This is a genomic window from Rummeliibacillus sp. TYF-LIM-RU47, from assembly GCF_008638315.1.
Classification (GTDB): domain Bacteria; phylum Bacillota; class Bacilli; order Bacillales_A; family Planococcaceae; genus Rummeliibacillus; species Rummeliibacillus stabekisii.
In genome coordinates this window covers 641,995-664,546 of the sequence record NZ_VVIR01000001.1, presented here as the reverse complement: position 1 = coordinate 664,546, position 22,552 = coordinate 641,995, and the positions used below count along the sequence as shown (strand labels likewise).

The 22,552-nt window shown below is 37.7% G+C and carries 35 protein-coding genes; 3 read left to right on the top strand and 32 right to left on the bottom strand.

Features of this window, described 5'->3' with window-relative positions; genetic code table 11:
• Position 1: 1 nt before the first annotated feature.
• From F0527_RS03180 to F0527_RS03090, 20 genes are all read right to left on the bottom strand, one after another.
• On the bottom strand, positions 2 to 2,323 hold the full coding sequence (locus tag F0527_RS03180) for a hypothetical protein (protein ID WP_150283794.1): 2,322 nt from the start codon (positions 2,321 to 2,323) through the stop codon (positions 2 to 4).
• A gap of 200 nt (positions 2,324 to 2,523) precedes the next feature.
• Positions 2,524 to 2,814, bottom strand: coding sequence for a hypothetical protein (locus F0527_RS03175; protein ID WP_150283793.1), 291 nt, complete (start codon positions 2,812 to 2,814; stop codon positions 2,524 to 2,526).
• A 95-nt stretch (positions 2,815 to 2,909) separates the two neighbouring features.
• On the bottom strand, positions 2,910 to 3,308 hold the full coding sequence (locus F0527_RS03170) for a phage structural protein (RefSeq protein ID WP_150283792.1): 399 nt from the start codon (positions 3,306 to 3,308) through the stop codon (positions 2,910 to 2,912).
• 54 nt (positions 3,309 to 3,362) lie between these two features.
• Positions 3,363 to 4,373 (bottom strand): DUF3383 family protein, encoded by a 1,011-nt coding sequence (locus F0527_RS03165; RefSeq protein WP_150283791.1) that lies wholly within the window; start codon positions 4,371 to 4,373, stop codon positions 3,363 to 3,365.
• A gap of 10 nt (positions 4,374 to 4,383) precedes the next feature.
• Positions 4,384 to 4,854, bottom strand: a complete 471-nt coding sequence (locus F0527_RS03160; protein ID WP_150283790.1) for a phage neck terminator protein — start codon at positions 4,852 to 4,854, stop codon at positions 4,384 to 4,386.
• Complete coding sequence (locus F0527_RS03155; protein ID WP_150283789.1) at positions 4,847 to 5,188, bottom strand: hypothetical protein; 342 nt, start codon at positions 5,186 to 5,188, stop codon at positions 4,847 to 4,849. The genes F0527_RS03160 and F0527_RS03155 overlap by 8 nt, the downstream gene beginning before the upstream one ends.
• A complete protein-coding gene (locus tag F0527_RS03150; RefSeq protein WP_150283788.1) occupies positions 5,185 to 5,712 on the bottom strand; it encodes a hypothetical protein in 528 nt (175 codons plus the stop codon). The genes F0527_RS03155 and F0527_RS03150 overlap by 4 nt, the downstream gene beginning before the upstream one ends.
• Positions 5,705 to 6,031: a phage head-tail connector protein gene (locus F0527_RS03145; RefSeq protein WP_150283787.1), complete on the bottom strand. Its 327-nt coding sequence runs from the start codon at positions 6,029 to 6,031 to the stop codon at positions 5,705 to 5,707. The genes F0527_RS03150 and F0527_RS03145 overlap by 8 nt, the downstream gene beginning before the upstream one ends.
• Positions 6,012 to 6,239 carry a hypothetical protein gene (locus tag F0527_RS03140; RefSeq protein ID WP_150283786.1) on the bottom strand — a complete coding sequence of 76 codons (228 nt, stop codon included), beginning with the start codon at positions 6,237 to 6,239 and terminating at the stop codon, positions 6,012 to 6,014. The genes F0527_RS03145 and F0527_RS03140 overlap by 20 nt, the downstream gene beginning before the upstream one ends.
• Before the next feature lie 41 nt (positions 6,240 to 6,280).
• Positions 6,281 to 7,255 carry a major capsid protein gene (locus tag F0527_RS03135; RefSeq protein WP_150283785.1) on the bottom strand — a complete coding sequence of 325 codons (975 nt, stop codon included), beginning with the start codon at positions 7,253 to 7,255 and terminating at the stop codon, positions 6,281 to 6,283.
• 13 nt (positions 7,256 to 7,268) lie between these two features.
• On the bottom strand, positions 7,269 to 7,880 hold the full coding sequence (locus tag F0527_RS03130) for a phage scaffolding protein (RefSeq protein WP_066790778.1): 612 nt from the start codon (positions 7,878 to 7,880) through the stop codon (positions 7,269 to 7,271).
• A 108-nt stretch (positions 7,881 to 7,988) separates the two neighbouring features.
• Positions 7,989 to 8,210, bottom strand: a complete 222-nt coding sequence (locus tag F0527_RS03125) for a hypothetical protein (RefSeq protein WP_150283784.1) — start codon at positions 8,208 to 8,210, stop codon at positions 7,989 to 7,991.
• A gap of 35 nt (positions 8,211 to 8,245) precedes the next feature.
• Positions 8,246 to 9,160 (bottom strand): phage minor head protein, encoded by a 915-nt coding sequence (locus F0527_RS03120; protein WP_150283783.1) that lies wholly within the window; start codon positions 9,158 to 9,160, stop codon positions 8,246 to 8,248.
• Positions 9,161 to 10,567 (bottom strand): phage portal protein, encoded by a 1,407-nt coding sequence (locus F0527_RS03115; protein WP_150283782.1) that lies wholly within the window; start codon positions 10,565 to 10,567, stop codon positions 9,161 to 9,163.
• Positions 10,568 to 10,581: 14 nt separating this feature from the next.
• Complete coding sequence (locus F0527_RS03110) at positions 10,582 to 11,907, bottom strand: PBSX family phage terminase large subunit (protein WP_223823515.1); 1,326 nt, start codon at positions 11,905 to 11,907, stop codon at positions 10,582 to 10,584.
• On the bottom strand, positions 11,855 to 12,667 hold the full coding sequence (locus F0527_RS03105) for a terminase small subunit (protein ID WP_150283781.1): 813 nt from the start codon (positions 12,665 to 12,667) through the stop codon (positions 11,855 to 11,857). The genes F0527_RS03110 and F0527_RS03105 overlap by 53 nt, the downstream gene beginning before the upstream one ends.
• Positions 12,668 to 12,683: 16 nt before the next feature.
• Entirely contained in the window at positions 12,684 to 12,995 is a 312-nt protein-coding gene (locus tag F0527_RS03100) for a DUF1064 domain-containing protein (RefSeq protein ID WP_255476007.1), read from the bottom strand.
• The gene (locus F0527_RS17320; protein ID WP_255476006.1) at positions 12,964 to 13,119 is read right to left on the bottom strand and encodes a DUF1064 domain-containing protein; all 156 of its coding nucleotides are present in this window, start codon (positions 13,117 to 13,119) and stop codon (positions 12,964 to 12,966) included. Before F0527_RS17320 ends, F0527_RS03100 begins: the two co-directional genes overlap by 32 nt.
• Positions 13,120 to 13,128: 9 nt before the next feature.
• Positions 13,129 to 13,353 carry a hypothetical protein gene (locus tag F0527_RS03095; protein WP_150283780.1) on the bottom strand — a complete coding sequence of 75 codons (225 nt, stop codon included), beginning with the start codon at positions 13,351 to 13,353 and terminating at the stop codon, positions 13,129 to 13,131.
• A 107-nt stretch (positions 13,354 to 13,460) separates the two neighbouring features.
• Positions 13,461 to 13,727: a hypothetical protein gene (locus tag F0527_RS03090; protein ID WP_150283779.1), complete on the bottom strand. Its 267-nt coding sequence runs from the start codon at positions 13,725 to 13,727 to the stop codon at positions 13,461 to 13,463.
• A 273-nt stretch (positions 13,728 to 14,000) separates the two neighbouring features.
• Between F0527_RS03090 and F0527_RS03085 the strand changes: the two genes are divergently transcribed.
• The 3 genes from F0527_RS03085 to F0527_RS03075 are packed head-to-tail and all read left to right on the top strand — an operon-like array spanning position 14,001 to position 17,525.
• Positions 14,001 to 15,419 (top strand): spore germination protein, encoded by a 1,419-nt coding sequence (locus tag F0527_RS03085; protein WP_150283778.1) that lies wholly within the window; start codon positions 14,001 to 14,003, stop codon positions 15,417 to 15,419.
• Entirely contained in the window at positions 15,416 to 16,441 is a 1,026-nt protein-coding gene (locus F0527_RS03080) for a GerAB/ArcD/ProY family transporter (protein ID WP_150283777.1), read from the top strand. Before F0527_RS03085 ends, F0527_RS03080 begins: the two co-directional genes overlap by 4 nt.
• Positions 16,434 to 17,525, top strand: coding sequence for a Ger(x)C family spore germination protein (locus F0527_RS03075; RefSeq protein WP_150283776.1), 1,092 nt, complete (start codon positions 16,434 to 16,436; stop codon positions 17,523 to 17,525). The genes F0527_RS03080 and F0527_RS03075 overlap by 8 nt, the downstream gene beginning before the upstream one ends.
• Positions 17,526 to 17,593: 68 nt before the next feature.
• Here the strand turns inward: F0527_RS03075 and F0527_RS03070 are convergent, their stop codons facing one another.
• The 12 genes from F0527_RS03070 to F0527_RS03030 form a co-directional block, all read right to left on the bottom strand.
• On the bottom strand, positions 17,594 to 17,785 hold the full coding sequence (locus F0527_RS03070) for a DUF3954 domain-containing protein (RefSeq protein ID WP_223823514.1): 192 nt from the start codon (positions 17,783 to 17,785) through the stop codon (positions 17,594 to 17,596).
• Positions 17,786 to 17,944: 159 nt separating this feature from the next.
• Positions 17,945 to 18,094, bottom strand: coding sequence for a hypothetical protein (locus tag F0527_RS16935; protein ID WP_190323373.1), 150 nt, complete (start codon positions 18,092 to 18,094; stop codon positions 17,945 to 17,947).
• Positions 18,087 to 18,308, bottom strand: coding sequence for a hypothetical protein (locus F0527_RS03065; RefSeq protein WP_150283775.1), 222 nt, complete (start codon positions 18,306 to 18,308; stop codon positions 18,087 to 18,089). Before F0527_RS03065 ends, F0527_RS16935 begins: the two co-directional genes overlap by 8 nt.
• Positions 18,309 to 18,323: 15 nt before the next feature.
• The gene (locus tag F0527_RS03060) at positions 18,324 to 18,884 is read right to left on the bottom strand and encodes a dUTP diphosphatase (RefSeq protein WP_150283774.1); all 561 of its coding nucleotides are present in this window, start codon (positions 18,882 to 18,884) and stop codon (positions 18,324 to 18,326) included.
• A 35-nt stretch (positions 18,885 to 18,919) separates the two neighbouring features.
• Positions 18,920 to 19,087 carry a hypothetical protein gene (locus tag F0527_RS16930; protein ID WP_190323372.1) on the bottom strand — a complete coding sequence of 56 codons (168 nt, stop codon included), beginning with the start codon at positions 19,085 to 19,087 and terminating at the stop codon, positions 18,920 to 18,922.
• A 41-nt stretch (positions 19,088 to 19,128) separates the two neighbouring features.
• On the bottom strand, positions 19,129 to 19,629 hold the full coding sequence (ssb, locus tag F0527_RS03055) for a single-stranded DNA-binding protein (RefSeq protein WP_150283773.1): 501 nt from the start codon (positions 19,627 to 19,629) through the stop codon (positions 19,129 to 19,131).
• A 300-nt stretch (positions 19,630 to 19,929) separates the two neighbouring features.
• Positions 19,930 to 20,394 (bottom strand): hypothetical protein, encoded by a 465-nt coding sequence (locus F0527_RS03050; RefSeq protein ID WP_150283772.1) that lies wholly within the window; start codon positions 20,392 to 20,394, stop codon positions 19,930 to 19,932.
• Positions 20,395 to 20,397: 3 nt separating this feature from the next.
• Positions 20,398 to 20,568, bottom strand: a complete 171-nt coding sequence (locus tag F0527_RS16925) for a hypothetical protein (RefSeq protein WP_190323371.1) — start codon at positions 20,566 to 20,568, stop codon at positions 20,398 to 20,400.
• Entirely contained in the window at positions 20,568 to 20,777 is a 210-nt protein-coding gene (locus F0527_RS03045; RefSeq protein WP_150283771.1) for a hypothetical protein, read from the bottom strand. The genes F0527_RS16925 and F0527_RS03045 overlap by 1 nt, the downstream gene beginning before the upstream one ends.
• Positions 20,777 to 20,968, bottom strand: a complete 192-nt coding sequence (locus F0527_RS03040) for a hypothetical protein (protein WP_370454625.1) — start codon at positions 20,966 to 20,968, stop codon at positions 20,777 to 20,779. The genes F0527_RS03045 and F0527_RS03040 overlap by 1 nt, the downstream gene beginning before the upstream one ends.
• Positions 20,968 to 21,804 (bottom strand): DnaA ATPase domain-containing protein, encoded by an 837-nt coding sequence (locus F0527_RS03035; RefSeq protein ID WP_190323370.1) that lies wholly within the window; start codon positions 21,802 to 21,804, stop codon positions 20,968 to 20,970. The genes F0527_RS03040 and F0527_RS03035 overlap by 1 nt, the downstream gene beginning before the upstream one ends.
• Positions 21,722 to 22,543, bottom strand: a complete 822-nt coding sequence (locus F0527_RS03030; protein WP_150283768.1) for a DnaD domain-containing protein — start codon at positions 22,541 to 22,543, stop codon at positions 21,722 to 21,724. Before F0527_RS03030 ends, F0527_RS03035 begins: the two co-directional genes overlap by 83 nt.
• Positions 22,544 to 22,552 lie beyond the last annotated feature (9 nt).

Here is a 22,552-nt window from a genome sequence, read left to right as displayed (position 1 = left end):
ACTATCCCTCCAATACAACCGTGAATATGTCTTGTAAATCCTCGAAGTATTCTTCTAATTGATCTTTGACGTTCTTCGCTGTGCTTTCTCCGTCTTTTCCACCTTCAACACGAATAGTCACAGGTGCTTCGATAACAACAGTTTTACTTGATGTAGTGCTAGTTGTCGTAGTGTTTGATGAAGTCGCTGCTAAAGGCTCATAATTGCTAACTGCGTTCATATCAAGCGTTGGGTATGCCCCATCACCTTGAAGCATTCCTGCAGAACGAAGTGTATCTGATTGTTGAGCAGTCAGTACAGCTTCGTTCTTGTGAAGTTCTGCTGTATATCCATCGAAAGGAACGCGGCCTAATCCATTAGCGTGAGAACCATCACGAGATCCTCCTATGAGAGATTTTATTCCGCCTACAAAGCTGCCCCAAGATAATTTAGGAATAAACGAAGCCCAAGTTAACCCTTTAACAAAACCTCCCCAAGTAAGACTCTTTATAAAACCAGACCAATTTAAATGTTTAATAAATGATCCCCAACCGAGATTTTTAATGAAACTAGCCCAACTAAGTATCTTGACAAAAGATGACCAAGATAGCCCCTTCACAAAGGTAGACCAAGTTAACGATTTTATAAAGTCCACCCAACTAAGATGTTTAACAAAACTAGACCAATCAATATTTGAAATAGCGCCTGTGATATCAATATCGCCAAGCAGATTTTTTGTCATCTCTCCAATTGATCCATAAACTCCTTTTAAATCAAAAGTCATTAGACTTTTGACTAAGTCAGTGAAACCATTATCTTCTAACTTAAGGACGAAATCACTTAGATCTGATAAAAAGCCTAACTTATTGCCACCATCCTTAGATAGCGAGCCTACTAAATTACTTATAGACTCCGAAACATTACCGATAATATTAGCAATTTCCGGACCATTTTCTTTGATGTAATCCAAAAACTTTTGGAAGTCCTTATTCTCGTCTAATCCGCTAGCCCACTTCGAGAAATCTTTCATTTTATCGACCAGCCAATCAAGGCCATCCGCTGCAGTTGTATCAAAGGCAGCAAAAAACTTTGCTACACCTACTGATCCATCACCAAGAATTGAACCGAGTTTAGGTAAATTGTCTTTAATATAGTCAATAAACGTCTTCATACCTTCTGAACCTTTTAAGCCTGCTGTCCAATCTGAGAATTTAGACATCATACCTTCAAAGCCATCTGCCATCCATGACGTCAAAGGACCAAGAGCTACTATGGTATTTGCTACACCTTTCAAGGCATACCCTAACCCACCGCCAAGACTTTCTGTTAAAGGACCTATAGAACTGTCAACATACTTAAAGAAGCTTTTAACTTCGTTTGTTTTTAAAGATTTATCGAAACTACCTAATAACTTAGCAACTGAATCGCCTGCATGTTCTAAGATTGGTGTAGACATATCCAAAAGCTTATTTAAGGACTTAACCCCTCTAGATGCTACATCGAATACCTCATCACTTAACGATTCTTTTAAGTCTCCCCATGAGCCGACTAGCTTATCAGTCTCCTGTTTTAACTGCTTTTGTTCGGTTGTTAATTTGGCATCTTCTTCGTATAAGTCGCTAATAGATGAGATTGCAAGGCTACTAAACGCAAGAAGTCCTCCACCTGCTATAACGGCAGCACTTGCTATGCCTAATAAACCGCCTGCCAAAACACCTATCGCTACCCCTAGCGTTCCTACAGCACCGATTAAGGTAGCAACAATAGGAAGTAAAACAGGTAGGGCTACGATAATACCGGCGGCTTTAGCCAATCCAACAAGATTAAAATTCGATAGTAAGTCCATCCCCATACTTGGCAGGGATATCGAATTTGTGGCCTTAAAAGCGTTTAGCTGTGCCCTTAAGATACCTAATTCTTTTAAGGCTCCATTAACGTCAACATTAATATCGATATCTTTGCCATCAATCATCTTCATTTGGGTATAAAGCTTTGTTAATTCACTTGCAGCGTTTCTGATGTCGATGTCCACATTGATATCTTCACGGTCAAGCGCTTCAATTTGCATTTGCAAACGTTTGATATCTGCCAATGGATCTTCTATATCAACATCTACTTTTACATCTGATATGGTTTCAACTTGCCGATTTAATTGCCGAACATCTTGGGTAGCGTTGTCTACTTGACGCCCCATCCGTCTAAACTCACGTGTAAGGTCAATGATATTATCATCGTCAATACCTTTCAACAACCGTAATGTCTCATCAATTTCCTCATTAAGATAGGTGAGTTCTCCATAATCGACATCAAGCTCAATATCAACGTCTATATCACGCAATGCCATTTATATCACCTCACTTTTTCTTGTTCTTAGCCGCTTGATTTTTTAACTCAATTTTATAATTGAGAGCTGCGTTAGCTTCCATGATTTCATCGAGGGACATTGTCATTGCGGTTTTATAATCTACAACATTCTCAACTATTATTCGCCAAAAAAGCCAACGTCTCTTCGCCAGCTTTTTATAAAACATATTTGATTTAGGCTTATTGAAATATGAACTTTGTTGCTTCCTTTACGACTTCTTTTAGCATTGTTGAGCCGAAATCTTGTTCTTCAAACCAATCATAACTTACTTGTTCATTGTCCTCTGTACGGATAACGTGTTCAAATAGCTCACTATGCATGGCAGTGATACTTGTATTGCCATTTGCATCCTTCGTCCGGTCGAGAATCTCGAATGATCCTTGTAAACCAACATGTTGAAGATTGAATTTAGTCTCTTTGCCTTTTTTATCTTTAAAAGTGATTACTTTCTTTTCTCCATATTTAGCCATTTTAATAGCCTCCTGTTTTTTCATTTTTTGTTTGAGTTGTAAATGCTTTTTCACTGATTTATGCATAAGAAAAGGGGCATATAGCCCCTCACCGCCTATTCTACTGTGTAGTCGGTCACTCGAATTTCGAATTGTCGTTCATCTACCTCAGCACCGAAAGATTTATCTGCAGGCTTTGTGACGAAAGCTTTAGTTCCGCCAACAACCTCTTTAATTTCGTTGTTTGACGTTACCCAAATAGGGAAAATTTTTCGGCTCTTCGCTAGCTTATCTAGGTAATTGACCGATGGAGATGTTTGCATTAAAGTGACTTTAATTGTTCCCATCGTTTTGTTATTGATTGTGATACCTACATTCCCTTTAGCGTCGTTCTTGGCGGACATTGTATCGTCATCTTGCGAACATTCAACCATTGTATCTTCACCGAAACCAGTTAGCGAAATTCCACCTACATCAACATTCACTTTTCTCGCATCATAAGTTTTAATATCCATTTAATGCCCTCTTTTCTCTCCAAAATAAAAAAACATTCAAATGAATGTCTTTAACTAGATCATAATTTCGCCCACAATATTTGCTTCGTGAATTGCTCCGGCTAATTCAAAGTTAAAGGATAAGCCATTATATACACGTGATTCACGATCACTGGATGGTGTATCAACGCGTGAAACCGTTGCGACACTATATAAAGGGCTGCCCTCTGAATCCTCAGCAATCATGCCCATATCAAAGGCTGCCTTTAGAATTGATTTAACTGCATTAGCCAATAGCGTGATACCATCGTCTGTGTATGAAATCTTGCCGTTTTTCACAAAGACTTGCTGAACAGCTTCTTCAATATTGATTTTAATCCAGTCTTTCGAATGAATAACATCGATATATTCACCGCTCAACACTTTTCCCTCTGATGTTTGAGGGTTGCCAGATTTCGTTACGTAGGCAAAGCCATTTAATGCGTGTATATCTTTCAATTCATCCTCTGTCACTTGCTGTGGCGTTAATCCGTTGATTGATTTAAACTTCCATGTAATTGAGCCAACATCTCTGGAACCAACCGATCCAATCAAACCTTCTGCAGCATACTCATTGACTGTTGTATGCAACATAGCAAAGGTACGATCATAGTTATAACCTTTCAATGTTGTTAGTGCTTCAAGAGCTGTTACAGTTGTTCCATGTAACTTGACCCCTTTACCTTCCACTACATCAGCGATAGCCTTCACTTCTGTTTCTACCTGAGTATCAGAAACAACAAAGTACCAATCCTCATCATAGAATTTTCTAAGTGCATCGGCTGCAGTCATAGCGGGTTCGGCTGCAGGATTATAAGTGGCAATAGCAATCTTGGATGGCGCTGTGTTTCCTTGGTTGATTAGTGCTTTAGCTAATTTATGAACCACCGTATCAGCGCCGAAGTCTTTCGCAACATCTAATGGATCAGCATAATTTTTATAGGTTGACTCACCAGTGAACTTCGCTAATATTAACGGTTTACCTAAGCCTGTTAACTTAGATGATTTTTGAATATTAATTGTGACGGTAACATCTTTTAAAGGCATGTTCTTCCTCCTAATTATTGATATTTATTGTATCGATGGAATCAAGTTCTCTTATCGATTGAGCCCTAGTTCTAATTCGAACATCAAACCCTGTTCTACGCTCATATTCGATTGAGATAAACGTATCTCTATTTGATATTTCTGTTGTCTTTACGACGGCAATATTAGCTTCCTGCAACGTTTGAATGCCGTCTACTTCGAAAAATTGAAATGCTGCATAAGCATTATTGATTGATTCATCCATTTCCTCACTAAAAGAAGAAACCGACAAGACCATTTCAATATCTTGCTCGGTATACTGTACATCTTCATGCATGTACTGTGCCGCTCTCCCCACCTGTTTTCCAAGTGTAGTGAACTTAATGGCAATAAACGGATAAGGTGGTTGTTCATTCGATTGTTCAGCAATAATAGTTTGAATACCTGTAGTTGCCTTTAGATTTCTAACAATGACCGAACGGATAGATTCTAAATCAAGCAAAGCTATCCACCGCCTTTAGCACATAATAAAAGAAGCCACCAAAGCGTTCATACGATTTTTCATCTTGTACAGTGTACAAATGATTATCATATGTTATCTTCGTGCCTTCCTTAAGCCGAGTTTTTATATAAAGCTTTGCATCCGATGTAGTGTATTTACCACCGCTGGCATAAACGGATTTCGCTGTCATTGGCATCACCGCGCCTGTATATGGAACCTCTTTCGTTTCGCCTTTATGGTACTTACCACCATCATCATAATAGCCCTCTGTAGTAATCTTAGCCGTGAAAGTAGAACTATACTTTGCTATCAATCGGTCAAAGTTGAACATCATTTCACCTCAACCTCCATCGCTCCAATCATATTACCTGTAGCAACAAGAGGATTTGATGAACCTTTATTCTCAATTGTCCATGGATGATTGGCTGGATTCTCTAAATCTATAGCATGTTCACGGATTTCTGCTCTCATTTCTTCACCAATCATTTCATAGAGCAACTCAACCTGTATGTTCCCCGTAATGGCATCTCTAATGAGTTCTTCTGTCTTTTGCACAACTGCAAACCTAGACTGATCCGCTCCGGTTCGTACAAAGCTTCGTTCTGGAATAGTGATATGGGTTGTAGAATCTTTCAAGTGCAGTCCTTTATGATGCAAGAAGGATCTCATTTTAGGTGTAACCTGAATCTGAACACCAAACTCATGAACTGCAGCTAAACCTTTCACAGTAAGCTCACCATTACCATCGTAAAAATCACCTGTAAAATAGCCGACCTTTACCTTTTTGCGATTGATTTTTTCAATCGTTTTAATGGCCTGTGGTATTTTGTTGTTGTCTTTGAATTTGATTCTAGCCACGATACCACGCAAACTTTCTTAAGCCTGTGGAACGTAGTTCAGCTTTTATGGCGTTGTCACGTTCACTTTTACTTTCAAACGTCTGTGTTAAACCGTCTATGCTTTCAGATTTTATTCCATCTGTGAGCGTCAATTCAGACTGTACATACTTTGCTACAATCCTTTTTACTTTCAAGGGCATTGGCTTTTCATCGTTGAATGTACGATGTAGATAACCACAGACAAAGTCAATTGCATCATCAAGCTTTGTTTGCAATACAAGATCATCAGCAGTGGCATTAATACGTATCTTCAATTCATCAAGAGTCATCGCCATCATTATCACCCACTTCGCTACCTAGTTGTTCTTCTGGAATCTCTACTAAATAAGATATTAACTCTTTTTTAGTTCCGTTAGATTTGTAATCAATCTGTTTTGAATCTAAGATTCCTTTAATTTGAGAAATCTTCATGGCATTCAATTGCTCATATGAATGGTTTTTAGCCGCTAACCGCTCACGAGCACGCCGAAATGTATAAGCTCCCATACAATCACCCTTTCATAACAAAAGAGCGCCTAAGCGCCCTCTTATTTAATTTTGAACTTGAAATCAACCATACGAACTGCTTTAGGTTCATAAACTAATTCCCAGTTGGAGCCAGTTGCTAATTCTGTATTTGTTGGGAAATCGCCTGCAACTGCTGATTCAGTCCATTTCACCCCACGTGGATGGAGCATAAAGATATTACGATTGATTAAGAAATCTTCACCTGATGAAGCCATTGTGTCACGATCTGTTTCAGTCTCAATAATATTCGGGTGCTTACCATTACCCCAAGCCAATGCGCCTTGACCAAAGATATACGTTTCTGCCACGCCTGTTGCAGTATCATAAGGCATGCCATCATCCACAATGACACGTTTACCCATAAAGTAAGGGATTCTTACTGGTTGGCCTGCAGGTTGTACATACTCAATTAATTGAAGTTTAGCAAGATACGTTTCAACGGCTGAGTGCATTGTAATAGCTGCTAAAGAGTCTTTTGCATCCCCCATGATTTGTACTGCATCTAAGAAACTATTAGCGGTGAATAGTGCACCTGCATCCGTTTCACCAGAAATATCATGAATTTTCTTAGCCATTGATGAGGAAGAAAATACGCCTTTTAGTGTTGAAAGTAATACTTTTTGACGATCACGAGCCCAATAGTTTGTCACAAGATTTCCGATTGCTCCCATAGGATCAGCACCTGAAAGCAATGCTGATAAGCCGTTTGCTCCCCACGCTTTTGCACGCCCTTGTTTACGAGCAACGTCTTTGCTTGTGCCGATTTTCCCTGGAGTTAAAGAACCGTCATCCGACATTACTTCTGAATCACCTGTAAGATCATTGAAGTAAGGCATGTTAACAAGAGTGTTTGGTCCACTTGCTAATGCGTTGAATTCCACGTCATTTGTTGCAATTCCGCTGTTTAATACATTTGATAATTCCATTGTTCGTTGAGTGACATAGTTTGTGAAAATCTCTGGTTGAATGATATCTCCAATACGTGTAATTGGCATAAATTAATTCCTCCTATTGCCCAGTTTGGGCTTTCAATTGATTGTATAAGTCGGGATTGTCACGTAGCAAAATCCCTTGTTCTGTTAAATTAAATGTATCTTTCGCAAACGGATTTGGTTTATTGTAGCCACCTGGTAAATGTTGACCGCCTGCTGGTGGTGTTTTGCCCTTCAAACTATCGGATTCAAATAAATAAGCATCTGATTCTTTCAAAGCCTTCAGTTGATCTTCAAGGCCTAAAAGCGTTTGTCCATCTTGCTTGATGCCTTCCACGTCTAATAGAGCTTTAACTGCTTTCGGGTTCTTAGCTTTTGCATTACGTAATGCTTCTGACAATGTAAAATCGAAGTCTTTTTGCTTTAACTTTTCTTCATAGTCAGCAACCGTCGTTTGGTTCTGCTCTTGTAATGTTTGAATTTGCTTCTGCAATTCTTCATTGCCAGCTGCTTTCTTGCTTAAATCGTCAAGCTGATTATCACGATCTGTAATTTGGCCTTGTAAGTCCTTAACCTCTTGAATTTTGTCATCAAGACGGCTTTTAGGAACCATTTGACCAAAACCTGTTATAACCTTATCTGCTTGCTCCTCTGTTAATCCTAATGCGAGTAATGCTTCTTTGTTCATCTCTTCTCCTCCTATACGTTTTTCACGTGCAACGACACGTAGGCATAATAAAAAAGCCCTTTAACGCCTTGCTTAGGGCGAAATAAAAAGTCACTCAATGAGTGACCCTTATTCATTCTCTTCTGGATTATCTATTAATGCTATATATGCTATTTCAGAAACTGCTAAAAATACACAATCGCCTCCTTCCTCTGTGTTACAAGTTATAAAGGTGTTTTGATTTAGAACAATGTCTAAACTTTCTTTCGCAGCTTTATAATTATCTGCTCCAATTTCTGAATAAAACCGCCTATTTCTTTTAGTCCTAATTATTAAATCGTATGTTTTCATTTTCCCACCTCTATAAAATGATACACCGTACTTACCTAATTAGAAATAGCTTTCCGATATTCATCGAAGGTTCTTTTCGCAACATCCTTCTGACTCTGCTTTTCAATTCGTTCAATGCTATACCCAGTTAAGCAACGGCAATTAATATCGTGGTGAGCATAGCCCGTCATTCCTGGAGCTTGGCCTGTTTCTCCTCCGCCTAAATCAAATGGTTTATCAACTGGGACACTTTGACCGCCTAATGATAAATGGTTAGCCTTTGGAGTTCTACGGACTCTTTCATCTTTCATGTTCATCCATCGTTTCACCATGATGATACCTTGACTATTCGCTTCTTGTGCAGACTCTAAAGAAGCTTGCTCACGTACTCTATGCGTCTCAGTTCGAGCAACCCGAACCGATTTAACATAGTCACCTTCAAACGCCTTTGTAAGCCTGCTAGCGGTTTGTTTGTAGGTACTTCCTTGAACAAGTGATTGAGTAACTTCTCGTTTTACTTTGATGATGATGTCTCGTCGGTTTTTTTCCAAGGTTTCATCAAGTGTAAGGCCACTAATTGGATTCTGCATGGCCTTCTCAACTTGATCTAGCTTTGTCTTCATGTTTTTCAAACGAATATCAGCTTCATTTTCGATAGCCCACGCCATCCAATCCCAACTATACTCATAATGTTCCTCTAGCAAGTCTAGCAGGCTGTCTCGTTGCTTTTTGGACATGGTATTGATTAAGACATTCATTTGTCTATGAAAGCTGTCTAAACGCTTGTATTTCATCATTTCGGTATAGGTGAGCTTGCCGTCTTTCTCGTAGCTGTTAAATGTGCTACTTAAAAGAGCGAGAGCTGCTTTAATTAACTCACTGTACATACTGTTTAACTCTTTTTCATACTTCTTAGTGACTTTATCCGACCATTCAGCGAGTAATTTAGCGTACTTATCTAAATCGATCATCTAGTCACCTTCTTTATAAGTAAGAGGTTCTATACCGTCTCTTTCCTTTTCCAAGCGTTCCTGCTCCAACTGAACATCTTTAACCCAAGGATGATTTTCAATAATTGTAGTTTGCGAGATAACCCCTAAACTCTTTTGAGCCATATCAACGATTTGTGATTCATTAGTCAAGATCATTTTGTTAAAAGTGAATGTGATATCTCGATAATTAAATTCACCCTTTTTACTTAGCTTGGCATACTCAGCGACAAACCAGATGAACCTTCTCAACGCTTTGGTGAATTTACGTTCCAACATGGAGGCTTTAATGTCCAATAAGGAATATAGGTTCCGTAACGCCTCACCACTTGGAGCATCCCCAATAATATCCGGTGATGGATTCACACCTTGACCGAAAGAATAAATATCAGTGGTATAAGTGTCTCGTTGTGTTTTGTAGGCTTCAACCGGAACCTCGGCACTTAATGTATCGACGCCAGAACCTTCTTCAGCTTCCATGGTGATAGCACGATATCGTTTGAGCATCGTTTTAAATTCTTCTAAATTCTCACCCTCGTAGCCTTTCAACACATAGATCATTGCTTGAATATCCTCTAGCACATCTTGTGTAGTACTCACTAATGAGTCGTAGCCATCAATTTGCCTTTTATAAAATGTAAGGTCTGATACGCCAAATTCATTGTTCTTAAACTCGATGAATGGAACATCTCCCCAACTCACACTCTTATCACCTTGGTAGAAATGCGGAGCTGGGTTGACTTCTTCGGTCACATCAATAAAGATTTCACCGTTAATCATTTCATAGTAAGTTACATCATCTGGCGTCCATAACTCTAGCTTCACTTTATTATCGGCGACATTATAAAAACGAATGCCTGCTAGAAGCTTATCCTTTCGCTTTGTATCGTAGATAGGGATAAATTCTTCTGCCGGTATGATGATGTGTTGAAACTCTCCATCCTCATCAACATAAGGATGAAGCCACTCTTTACCTTTGTTTGAAGCATTCAAAATTAATTCCGGTAGCGTATCTTCAAATTCTTCTCCGATTAATTCTTCAATGAGTTCAAGCGCCTTTTTATCATCGCTTTTTGATCCATAAGAAAGAGGCTCCCCAGCAAGATAGCCGACTTTTTGGTCAACTAATATTTTGTGGAAGCCCGATGGTATCTTGGATGCTTCACTTGTTGCGTCCCCATCAACTAATTTGGCGCCATTTGCATTATAGATATATACCTTCTTATTCAGAATGTCGTTTTCGGTAAAGTAATACCTGACGCCTTCTAAAAATTTCGATGGATTGAATGTCGTGTACAGTTCCTTAACTGTATCGATCGCTTGCGGCTTGTTGTTTACTATAATTTCTATGAACTCATCTGTTTGAGTCCTTCCAAGTAGCCAGTGCAACTGTTATCGCCCCCTTATTTCAAAATTGTGATACCACGTTTCTTCATGACAATTGTGTTCACAAAGTATCTGTCACCATCCATTTGGTGGTCATTCTGCTTTACTGGTTTATCTTCTCCACGATCTGCAGCTTTCTCATCCCAAATGTAAGATGAAAACTCACGGAAGGTTTCTTTGCAGCAATCATTGTACTTAATCAATTGCTTTTCTAAAGCTGTTGCTACGTTACGAATACCGTCTAGCACATCATTTTTCGCTTTAATCACACGCAAACCTCGCTTCTTTAAAACAGCAATGAAAGATGCTGCCGATGGATCCACGATAATACCTTTAAAATGAGAAACATCACCAATGAATTGTTCTAAATCATTTGCATATTCTTCATCAGTCTTCTGTTTTGACTTCTTACGGCCATCATAGTGATATTCCTTGATCTTATACCATACGCCATCAAAAAGACCCCACAAGCCAAATGTTGTAGGGTTTTGAGTACCATAGTCGATACTGACATAGTATTTTTCATATTCACGTTCAACAGTCTCAACAACATGTTTTTCCTTATCGAACATGTCATAAATAACACCCTCAGCAAGTACCCATAACCCAAGAATGAATCGTTTGAAGAATACGCCACTATACATGCGCTTATAACGTTCTTTCACACGCTCAGACAATGAAGGATTATCATCCATCAAGAAATGAATCTGGAATAGATTCTTCTCTTCCATCTTGTCGATAAATTCTGTTTTGAACCAATGATAAGGGCCTGCTGGGTTGCAGTTGAACCAGAACTTTGCACCTTCAACAGAACAACGTGCCGTAGCTTGGTCAACGAATGATTTCGGCATAAGTGCTACTTCATCAAAGAACATCCCGGCGAGCGTAATCCCTTGAATAAGATCTTGTGAAGCTTCATCTTTACCACCAAAGTAGTAAAAGTGATTTGTTTTACCATTCTTAGTAACGGTAAACATGTTTTCTGTACGATGTTCTTTGACTTGATACTTACGGCTACGTAACATCTTCGACAATGGCTTGAAAACGTTACGTCTAAATGAACCAATTGTTTTACCGGCCATACCTAAGTTTTCATCGTCAAAGTTTTCCATTGCCCACACGATGTATGAGAGAGACATCACAACCGTTTTACCAGCTCGAACTGATCCGTCGCAAATGATTCCGTCTTTGTCCTTGTATGGCGACTTATCAGCAACCCACCATGTAAGAACTTTCTTTTGTTTTATGCTAAATGGCGAAAATTTGAAGAGAGCAGGTTTTTTCTTTCGCTTAACCATTCCAATCAACTTCTGTATCTTTGAGGGCTTCGATGAATCCATCATCTTCGTATTCTTCCTCCTCACCGTTTTCTTTACGGACTGCAATACGCTCACGCTCAACTTTAAGCTGTTTCAGCTCTTTTTCACCGAGGAGATCAGTGTATTTAGTTAGGAAATCAAGGGCCTTCATCTTATCGGCTAGTTTGAGTTTTACACCGTCTTCCGTGTTACTAACCTCGGTTAACAATGATGTATCTACTTCCGTTAAATCTTTGATAGTAACTGAATACTTTTCAAATGAAATGTAATCCCCGATATCCGCAAATGCAATATCAATGTACTTCTGTAGCACTACTCTAGCGTCAATCATTATGCCACTTGATATGTTTGCTTTCATACGTTCAATTTCGGCTTTTATACCATGATTGACCATAAGTAAGTATGCATTTTTGTTTGCTACCATATAGCTGCACTCGTATGCCTTTTGATAAGCCTTAGTCGCATTCCAATACTTTGTATAGTACATACAAAAAAGCCACTGTTTTTCGGTAAGCTCTCCATTTTCATTCAATGGCACTTCCTCGATTTCAGCAACTTCTTTCTTTACTATCTTTTTAGCTTTATTTTTATTTGGAGTACTCCGTTCATCTGTTTGGAGTACTCCGTTCAATTTCTTATTCCATTTGTCCTTAGATTTCCAACCACCAATACTCTTTTCAGGACAATCCAACATCTCAGCAATTTTACGATTTGCAATATTGCCGCTATGCTCTTTAAATATCTCAAATGCTTTATCCCGGTTTGGATCACGTGCTCTTGGCATTAGTCATTTCACCACCTCATTTCTTAGCAAGTTCTTTGTTCTTCTTCCTCAACCTACGAGCTTTCTTTAAAGCCTCATATTCAATCCAACCGCCATCTATTGCGGACCACATAACGATATCTAGTGGCATTTGATAGCGACATTCGAACATTTTCTTTCGCAATGGGAAATCCCTTGATATTGCCATCTCACTGCCTTTTACATCAATAACTCTTGTAGTGTCATCTGCATAATGGACAATGAAATCTGGCGTGAATTTAATCGACTGTCGTTTCTTCCCCTCAATCGAATAGCCTTCAAGCAATAAATACGTTTTTTTGCATTTCAAACGATTTCACGATGCCTTGTTCCTGCAATTGTTTCAGATGCAAATAATATTGGCTTTCTAAAGCTGAATCGAAAATAATTCCATCAACTTCAACTTGTTTATTCTTGTATTTACTGCGAGCCACTTCATCACCTCATTCGTACATATCGTTAATAACGTCTACTTTGGCAGCTTCTAACATTCCTAAAGCTTGCAGTAAGCCTCCCTCGGAATAACCTACCTTCACTGTTCCGTCATGATCTTTCACAACATAGATAATTTGATCAATCTCACCCAAGCGATTTAAAGCATTTTCTAGTAAAGCTTTTGGTGTTACCCTACCTTCTTTCCTCGCTAGCCTCTCGTTGAAATCTATCACTCTAACATCACCTCATTTCTGCAAAATAAAAAAAACACCCCGAGGGATGCTAATTATCGATCTATATATAACATTCAGAAGCTTAATTCACTTTGTGTGCTTCTACTTTAAATTAAAAACCCAAATCGATTAGCCCCTTTAATGACATTTATCCATTCAGTTAAACCAGAAACCAATTGCTGATGTTCCTTATTAATTACATCTGATGGTTTAAAGTTTTTAATTAATTCTAAAGTATGGTCAAAGCCCGCTATTGCCAATTGAAATTCTATACTTTGACTCTTGGTTTGATTGTTTACTAAATAAATAATTCTTTCGATAAACTCACCAATGAGTTTTAAATGGACAGTATATTCCATATACCTTCTCTTCATTCCTTCACCCCCCTTGCACTAACTATATAGGTTAATAACTAGGAAGTATATGAAAAAAGACTACCTCTAGTATAAGAATATTTTAACGTGTTTTTGGTTTTCTGTATATTAAAACACAAAACAATTTTCTTTCTAACATTTGAGTTTTTTATTTTTAAAACAATAGCTGTTCTTTGATTGAAATGTAATATTTTGTTCCATACTGAAAAATAAACGATGTAAGAGTAAAGATCTTTCTAGATTCAACAAAAGACTGAGAAAAGGAGAAGTTAAATGCTCCATCTAGAATCAATGGTTGAAAAATTAAAAGCTACTTTTTATAATTCGGTTGATTTTGTAGCAAGAGAGATCTCGTTCCCAAAAGATCAATATGCTATTCTTTGCTACTATAGTTCGATGGCCAATATAAAAGATGTACAAGACATTGTCAATGTATTAAAAGTGCAAACAACATTTAATGAAAAAGACTGGGAGGCGACAACAGCCACTCAAAAAGAAAGTTATAACTTAGAAAAGTTAGTGGAATATGTCTGTCAAGGATTCACGGTGTTACTTTTATTGAACTCTCAAGAAATGGTATGTTTCACAATGCCAAACTTACCTCATAGATCTCCAGATGAGCCGATAAACGAAGCCATCTTACGTGGTGCTCATGAAGGGTTTGTTGAAGATCAAGACACAAATATATCGCTTATAAGAAAAAGGATGCGAGTACCTGATTTAATCATAAAAAAAGTGACTGTTGGAATAGATAATAAAGCAGATATTTATTATATGTATTTAGCTCGTTATGCTAACCAAGATAATCTCGCCGATTTAGAGCGGAAACTAGAAGGAATAAAAGAACAAGCGGATGGGTTATATACATCAGGACAGTTGAATGACTTTATAGAAGATAATCCATTTTCACCATTTCCGCAGATAATGAATACAGAAAGACCTGACAGAGTTTTTGCTAATCTTTCTGATGGAAAAATTGTCATCATGACCGATTATTCGCCTGCTGCTTTTATCACTCCTGTCACCTTATTTTCATTTTATCAATCGCCTGATGACTTTAATAGTCGTGTCATTGTAGGGTCTTTTTATAGAATGGTGCGCGTCGTTAGCTTCCTTACAGCTGTTTACTTACCTGCCTTTTATATTGCAATAGTTACCTTTCATTATGAGGTTCTTCCTATCGAATTAAGTAAAAAACTCAAATTAGATATTAGCGAAATCCCCTATATACCACTAGTTGAGGCATTAATTGTTGAAATCATTATTGAACTAATCCGAGAGGCTAGTGTTAGATTACCAAAGTCTTTAGTTCAAACAATTAGCATTGTCGGCGGTTTAGTTGTCGGAGATGTCATAGTTAATGCTGGTTTAGTGTCAAATATGGTAGTAATCGTAGTAGCATTAACAGCGATATCTAGCTATGTTGTACCGTCGGTTGAATTAAATACTTCGGTACGTGTATTACGTTTTCCGTTTATGTTTGCAGCATCTTTGTTCGGTTTCTTTGGCATAGTCATTGGTTTTCTAATTTTAGGTATACACTTATGTAACTTAAGTTCTTTGAAATCACCGTACTTTTTCCCAATAGTTCCTTTTGAACCAAAAGAAATTCCCCAAATTTTATTTCGGGGCAAGCATACCAAATCTGGTACTCAGCCGAGTAGTTTTAATCCGAAAGGAAGAAAAATATGAATTTTACAATAACAAAAGTTCAGCTTTTTCTCATGCTCTTTTTTAGAACTATAGGTATCATATTTATTGCTTATTCAGAAATAATTATTCAGGCTGGCGGTTCTGATTCTTGGATTATGCTCTTGATAGCTGCACTAATTGTTTTTATTCAATTATGTTTGTATGAAAAGTTTTTCAAATATTTCAAATTAGGTAAATTTACAAGATGGATTTATATTTTATTTTGGATAATGCAGTTAATTTGCGCCTTAGTATATATGCAATACACCTTAAATACTTGGGTTCTACAAAACACGCCTAATACAGTATCAATGCTACTAATGCTGTTCGTTTCCTATTATATTAGCGTCAGTAGACCATCAACTGCTGTAAATATGCCCGTTTTCATAATACCATTTGCTTTTATTTATTTGATTTTTTTAATATTTGCTTTGCCTGAAGTGGAACTCTCTCGACTTTTCCCTATTGGAACAAGCACAGAACACCAATGGATAAAGGGTATTTTCTATGGCTTAGCTTCTTTTACAGGTTTAGAAGGTTATTTAGTAATGAGGAAATATGTATTACCCGAAGAAAAAATGAAATTTAAAGACATCTTAATTTATCAACTCATCATAACATTGTTTATTGTTTTTATACTCCTCATTGTAGAGTTGTTTTTTGCAAAAGCGTCTTTGCCATATATAACAGAGCCTGTTTTATATATTTTAAAATCCATTGAAGTTACATTTGTAAAGAGGCTTGATCTCTTCTTCCTATATATATGGCTCGGTTGGAGTATTATTTCAATTTCACTAATTGTTTTTAATATACGTATAGTCTATTTCCAAAAAGAGCGGAAACATCAAAAATTGGCTATGGCTGTATTGCATATCCTTGTATTTATTGGAAGTATAAGTTTTCTAAATATCGAAACTGTAGAGTTTATCAGAAAACACTTTCAGTATTTATATATTCCAGTTACCGTTTTATTACCGTTATTTATTATGATGCTAAATAAAAGGAGGAAAACTAATGCGTAAAGTGACTGTTTTTTTCCTAATAAGCACTTTTTTCCTGAGTGGATGTTGGGATCAACGACTATACAAAGAACTCTCCGTGATTTCCGTAGTTGGCATAGGTGGACACATTGGAGAACTTAAAGCCTACTACGCTTACCCTAGCTCAGGTACTGACCCTATTCAATATATAGTACTTGAGGGTGAGGGCAAAACAGCGAGAGAAGTAAGGATTGATGCCAATAAAAAAACAGAGCAAACTATGGATATAGCTGAGTTGACCACAATTTTAGTTAGCGAAGAAACTGCTAAGGATGATTTATATGCTTTGTTGGATGTTTATTATCGATCTGCCCAAAGCCCCATGACCGCGAAAGTTATGGTTACAGAGGGTACATCAAAAAGATTCTTAGAATTAAAAGAAACAATTCCAAAGGAAATTGGCGAGTACTATTTAGATTTTGTACAGAGTTTTGAAGATGCGACTATATTTCCTAAAACTAATTTAGAGATGACAGCTAACCTCATGTTTAGTGAAGGAAGAGATCTTGCCTTACCATACTTAAAAACGAGTAGTGACAAAGCACTTCCCCAAGCGGAGGGATTGGCTTTATTTAATGGAAAAAAATATACGGGGAAATACCTTACACTTAGAGAATCTACTTTTGCCACATTATTAGGCTATAGAAAAGCAAGAATTGTTGAATTAGCTTATTTGTGGAATAAGAAAGGGGAAAAAGTATCTGTTGCATTTGACGTGATTCGTTTTAAGAAAAAGAAAAAAGTAATACAGGATGGAGACAACATAAAGATTCAGTATAAAATTAACATGCCAATAGTTATGACTGAATATCCGCCAGATCATTTAGATCGTAAGCAAGTGAGAAAAGAATTAGAGAACTTTATTGAAAGGAGCGTAGAAAAAGACATCAATAGAATGTTCAAAAAAAGCCAAGAAGCTTCTTCCGATATACTTGGGATTGGTGAATATATCCGGGCTTATCATCCGCAATTATGGAGAGAGGGAAAATGGAAGGATATATATAAAGACATCAAAATTGAAGCAAAAGTAAACGCGGAAATCGTCCGTAGTGGCAGCATCAGATAATTTGAAGAGGGAGTTACCAACATTTTTGATGGAACTCCCTTTTATTTCAATATCCTACAACGATGCTTTTAAAACTTCTGCGTATATTTAATTTCCGAGTGTGTCGGCTCACCCTTATGCCAACTAATCTCCTGCTTGCCATAGCCGCTTGGTGGTGGATCTACTGAGATAATCCTTCCACCAGTAACAACATATACAGCATTATCATGTAAATCAATTTCGGCGATCATATCGGAATCTGTCTGAATTTTTATGACCATATTACGCCTCCGCTCTGATGGTTTTTATAATAAACGAATCTTTATGGATTCTTATCCGTATAATTAATATCCGATTGATAATAATAAAGGTGGACGGTTTGCAGACCGTCACTCCTAATAGGCTCCGACACGTTTGAACTTGTTTCAAGCGTGTCTTTTTTATTTCCCATCTCCCACTATCCTTTCATATTCCTCTATCAATCTAGCATCGCAAAAGTTGGCGTATACCTCATAAGGATAGTTTCCAAATACGGCAAGCGTGTCTAGCATACCTTCGCGCTCTTCCTGCTCTAGCTTTAACTCAACCAATTAGATCCTCCTCGTCCATAAAAATTTCTTCTAGTATCATTCTGTTTCTTACATTCTTCGATTCACTCATCCTCTTTTCATAAACTGGATATGTCATTCGTTTTAAGTAAGATAATGGTACGCCTGATTTTTCTTCAATTTCTCGCAAGGTGCCGTCGCAAATGTTGGTATCGCCTTTATACAAAGCAAAGATTCTTTGAGATTTCTTCCTCATTCCGACTCCTCCCTGTTAATATCCTGTCGCTTGGCGTTCGAAGTTCACTTTGTTCTTGGCTTTATAGGCTTGTTCAAGATCTTCGTTAGTAAATCCAAATCCATTGATTACAATATTCAAGAAACAAATCCACGCTGCCCGAAAATCATATTGATTTTTATAAAAACCATATGCCTTCTCATGTCGTTCGTTTTCATCATTGTTGTAGATTGTAATATAAGATGAATTAAGAAAATAAATCATTTCAATATACCAACCGGTTAAATTACCATTCCACTCATCTTTATCAAGCTGTTCTTCGTAAATCCATAAAGCATCTTTCCAGTTTTTTTTGATGGCCAATGATAGAAAGAAGGAGATACAATCCGCAATCTCTTCGAGTAGGCTATTTCTATCTTTCGGGTCTTTTTTGTTGCTCCAATGTTTGAACCAGCGAGCCTCGTTAGCCATTTCGCTTAATTCAATTTGCAAGGCCACATACGTATTTGCAATGAGATCAACTCCCTGTAGGCCCTTATTTTCTATAATGTGTTGGTCCAACTCTGCTTGCATTTCAAATAGTTCTTGTAAGTTCATATTGTCCTCCTTGTACTTTTTAATTGAATTGTGCGTTAATTAATTTCTTTAGTTTTCTCAATAGATTCACAAATTGCTATTACTGCTATTGCAACCCACATTGGTATAAAGTTTATCTGTTCACTTTTTACATTATAAAAATACATAAGCATTAGACTTAACGAATTACCAATAACAAATATCCATAATAATTTTTTTGCCAATTAATAGCCCTCCTTACTTCACAGTTTTCTTCAAGCAATCATCAAAACGGCAGATCTTCCTCTTGCACCTGATAATTGTTCGGCACATTATTTGTAAATGGATCTTCATCCACTCTGGTATAGTTCTGCTGTTGATTATTCGCCCCATATTGCCCCTGTGTTGTGTTTGGTTGAGGTGCTTGGTAATTCGTATTACTTTGATTATTGGTACTTTCCTGTGAGCTCCTTGGTTCTAAAAACTGAACGCTCTCGGCTACTACATCCGTTGTATAAACTCGTTTGCCATCCTGCCCTTCATAGCTGCCGGTTTGGATTCTGCCAACGATGCCACATAAGGAACCTTTCTTTAAATAATTAGATGCATTCTCAGCCTGTTTCCGCCAAACTTGTACATTGATGAAATCCGCTTGCGGTTCATTTTGCTGATTTTTAAATGGACGTTTAACTGCTAATCTGAACTTTGCAGAAGCCACTCCACTTGGCGTGTACTTTAGCTCTATATCGTTTGCCAATCTTCCTACTAGCGTTACATTGTTTATCATTTACCTTTAGCCTCCCAAGCCATCTTGATAGCAAGACACATCTCTGCAACGGTAATCGTTACAATCATTAATTCAAACACTGACAATGCCCTTACCTCGCTTCCCTCTGATTTCAAAATCTTGCGAACCTTTATAGCCTTGTTTCTCCATTTCACGTATAAAATGCGACGGTGATTTGGTCTTTAGTACAGTAGTAATACTTTACTTTGCATATACTACTATTGTAATATCACTCTCCGATAAATTTTCCCACTTTAATTATAAGGTGGGGAAATTTCTCTCTATATTAGTCAACTGATTTTAGAAAAGCCGTATTTGCTCCCATTCATTTTTCGGTAGCTCCACTATTTCTTGCTGCATTTCTGGATCATGCTCTTGGAATCCATCAAACCAATGGAGAGGATAACACCCTCCTGGCTTTTTCATTTGAGAATCAAAGTAAAACCAACAATGCGTTTTCACAGGCCGGATATAATAGATACCTAAAGGTTTGTTCTTATATGCTTCATCGCGCCATATCATTTCAGCTTTATATACTTTTGAATTGTCTAATGACACTTTTATACAAGGTGGTTCCGGCGGCCATTTACTTACAGCACGTTCTATAAAGACATCAAATAGTTTTCTTTCAAACGCCCCAAAATGTGCGCCTTTATGGTTGAACCTACTTGCATAGTAATGATCTGGACCATGTTCAAAGAGAAAATATTGTTCTCCCTCTTTTAGGTTTGTTGAAGCACCTTGTTTGATGCAAATACCTTTCACAATTTAGTCCTCCCTTCTTACGCTAGGATTGCCGCCATTTAGATAATGAACTCTATTTGCTGCATCTTCTTTACTGTTCCAGTCACTGTCTGTATGCCAATTGCCATCTGGAGCATAGAAACCTACTGTATAAACCCACGGTTCTGATTGGACATAAACCCATGTAATTGCCATCACGCAACCCCCTTAACTTTGCTTTCACCAGCTAAAAAATTGACTGCATATTCAAGAGCTCCATCACGATTTAACTCCGTGATTTGCATTAACTGAGCTGTGTATTTTTCGAAGTTGTCGCCGAATGTCTTATCACCGAACTTTTCAAACTGGCAATAGGCGATAACAATCTGATCAATAATGTATTTGATGTTGTTTGTTGGTTTCATTATTTAGCCTCCTCTTTCAATTCCAATAGAGCATGAAAGCAATTCTGCCCTGTATAACGTGCGATTTTTAATGCTTCATGTGGTGTAAAACCTTCGTCTTCTACCAACTGTGCAAGCCCTGTAGCAATAAGCTGTACTCCGAAACTTGTATCAATTAGTTCTGCAGCAACTTTTGGTGTGATTTGAGTCATCATTTAGCCTCCTTGTTAAATAACTTTCGTGTACGATAATTGAGCCGAAAATCCTTTTCTACGCTCACCGTAAATTCCTGTGTCATTTCGAATAATCTACTGCCTGTCGCTTCATCAATTGCTAATAGAAGTGCTGGGTCTAACTCACAAGACAGTAATATTGGTTTTCGATTCAAATATCGGTAATTCACGATGTCGTACATTTTGAGTTGTTCCCATTCACTAGCTTTTGGTTTGCCTGCAACTGGCTTGTACAAATCATCGATAAACAAAACATCGATTTCTTTTGCTTGGCGGGTAATCATTTCTTCCTTCTCGAATTGATTAGCTCGCATTTCGCTAGTCATCGTTACGAAAGGGAAGTACATAACTGGAATGTGTTTTTTCAGCATTAGGTTATTACTAATCGCCATGAGCAAATGTGTTTTGCCGATGCCTGGTTGACCTAACAGTGCAATACCGTTTTGAGAGGTCTTTCTGATTTCTTCAAATTCGTCATAATACTGTTTAGCTTTCTTGGCCATGTTTAAGATTTTCTTGTCTAAACCTTCACCGACGAAGTTTTCAAATCTCATTTTTTGAAACTCTTGTGTGATGTGAGAACCATTTATTAATCTTTCAAGTTTGCGTTGTTTAGCACAAGAACATTCAACCCACACATTCTCTTTCCGAACGACTCTACCATTGCCGAAGACATCAGCGTCACGCAATTCAGTCCATCCCCCTGCGTCTTTACAGGTTTCGCATTCAAAGTTACTCGGAGCAATATCCTCTTGCGACATCATAAGGGTTGCTTGATCCTGCATCTTTTTGAGGACCTCTGCTATTGTTGGCATTCTGTTCACCTCGTTTGTTAGATTCATAGATTTCAGCTTGTTTACGAGTAGTTACTAAATTCTTTTGCCAACCGTTTAATATCGATGTGGCGTATCTCATTGGATTTGATACTTTCGGATTTAAAGCTGTAATTTCAAAAGCATATAAAACTAAATCTGTATCGAAATCATCAACCAACCCACCAAGCATTTCTCCAATGATTGGGCTTACTAGAGAAAAATTGCTTTCATAAAAGCCTTTTACTTTAACAAAGTTCATATCTGGTTGGTGGTTGTCAGTACTTAGTAATCTATTAGTATTTGGTTCTTTCAGTACTTGGTTATTATCAGTACTTAGTAGTGGCGGATTTCCCTGTGAATGGTTTTCCACATGTCTGGTTTCCCACTCACTGGTTTTCCAGTCAGTGGTTTTTCCACCCTCTGGTTTTTCGGTTTGTGGCTCGCAAGGAATCTCATGTACAATCGTTTCCCAATGAGTAATTTTCTTGGTTTTCTCATCTTTTACAGGTCTTCGTTCAACATAACCACAATCTTTTAACTCTTTAAATCCGCTATGGAAAGCTGCTTTTCCATCAGCTGAATGAGTCATTAACTCATCTTTGTAAAATATCCAATCATCTGGCATTGAAAGCATGTAAGCTATAATACCTTTTGCTTTCCATGAGAGCCGTTTGTCGTTAAGTGCTGTGCGATTCATTACTGTGTAGTTGCCATTTTTAGCGACTCGCATGATTCCCATATCTTTACC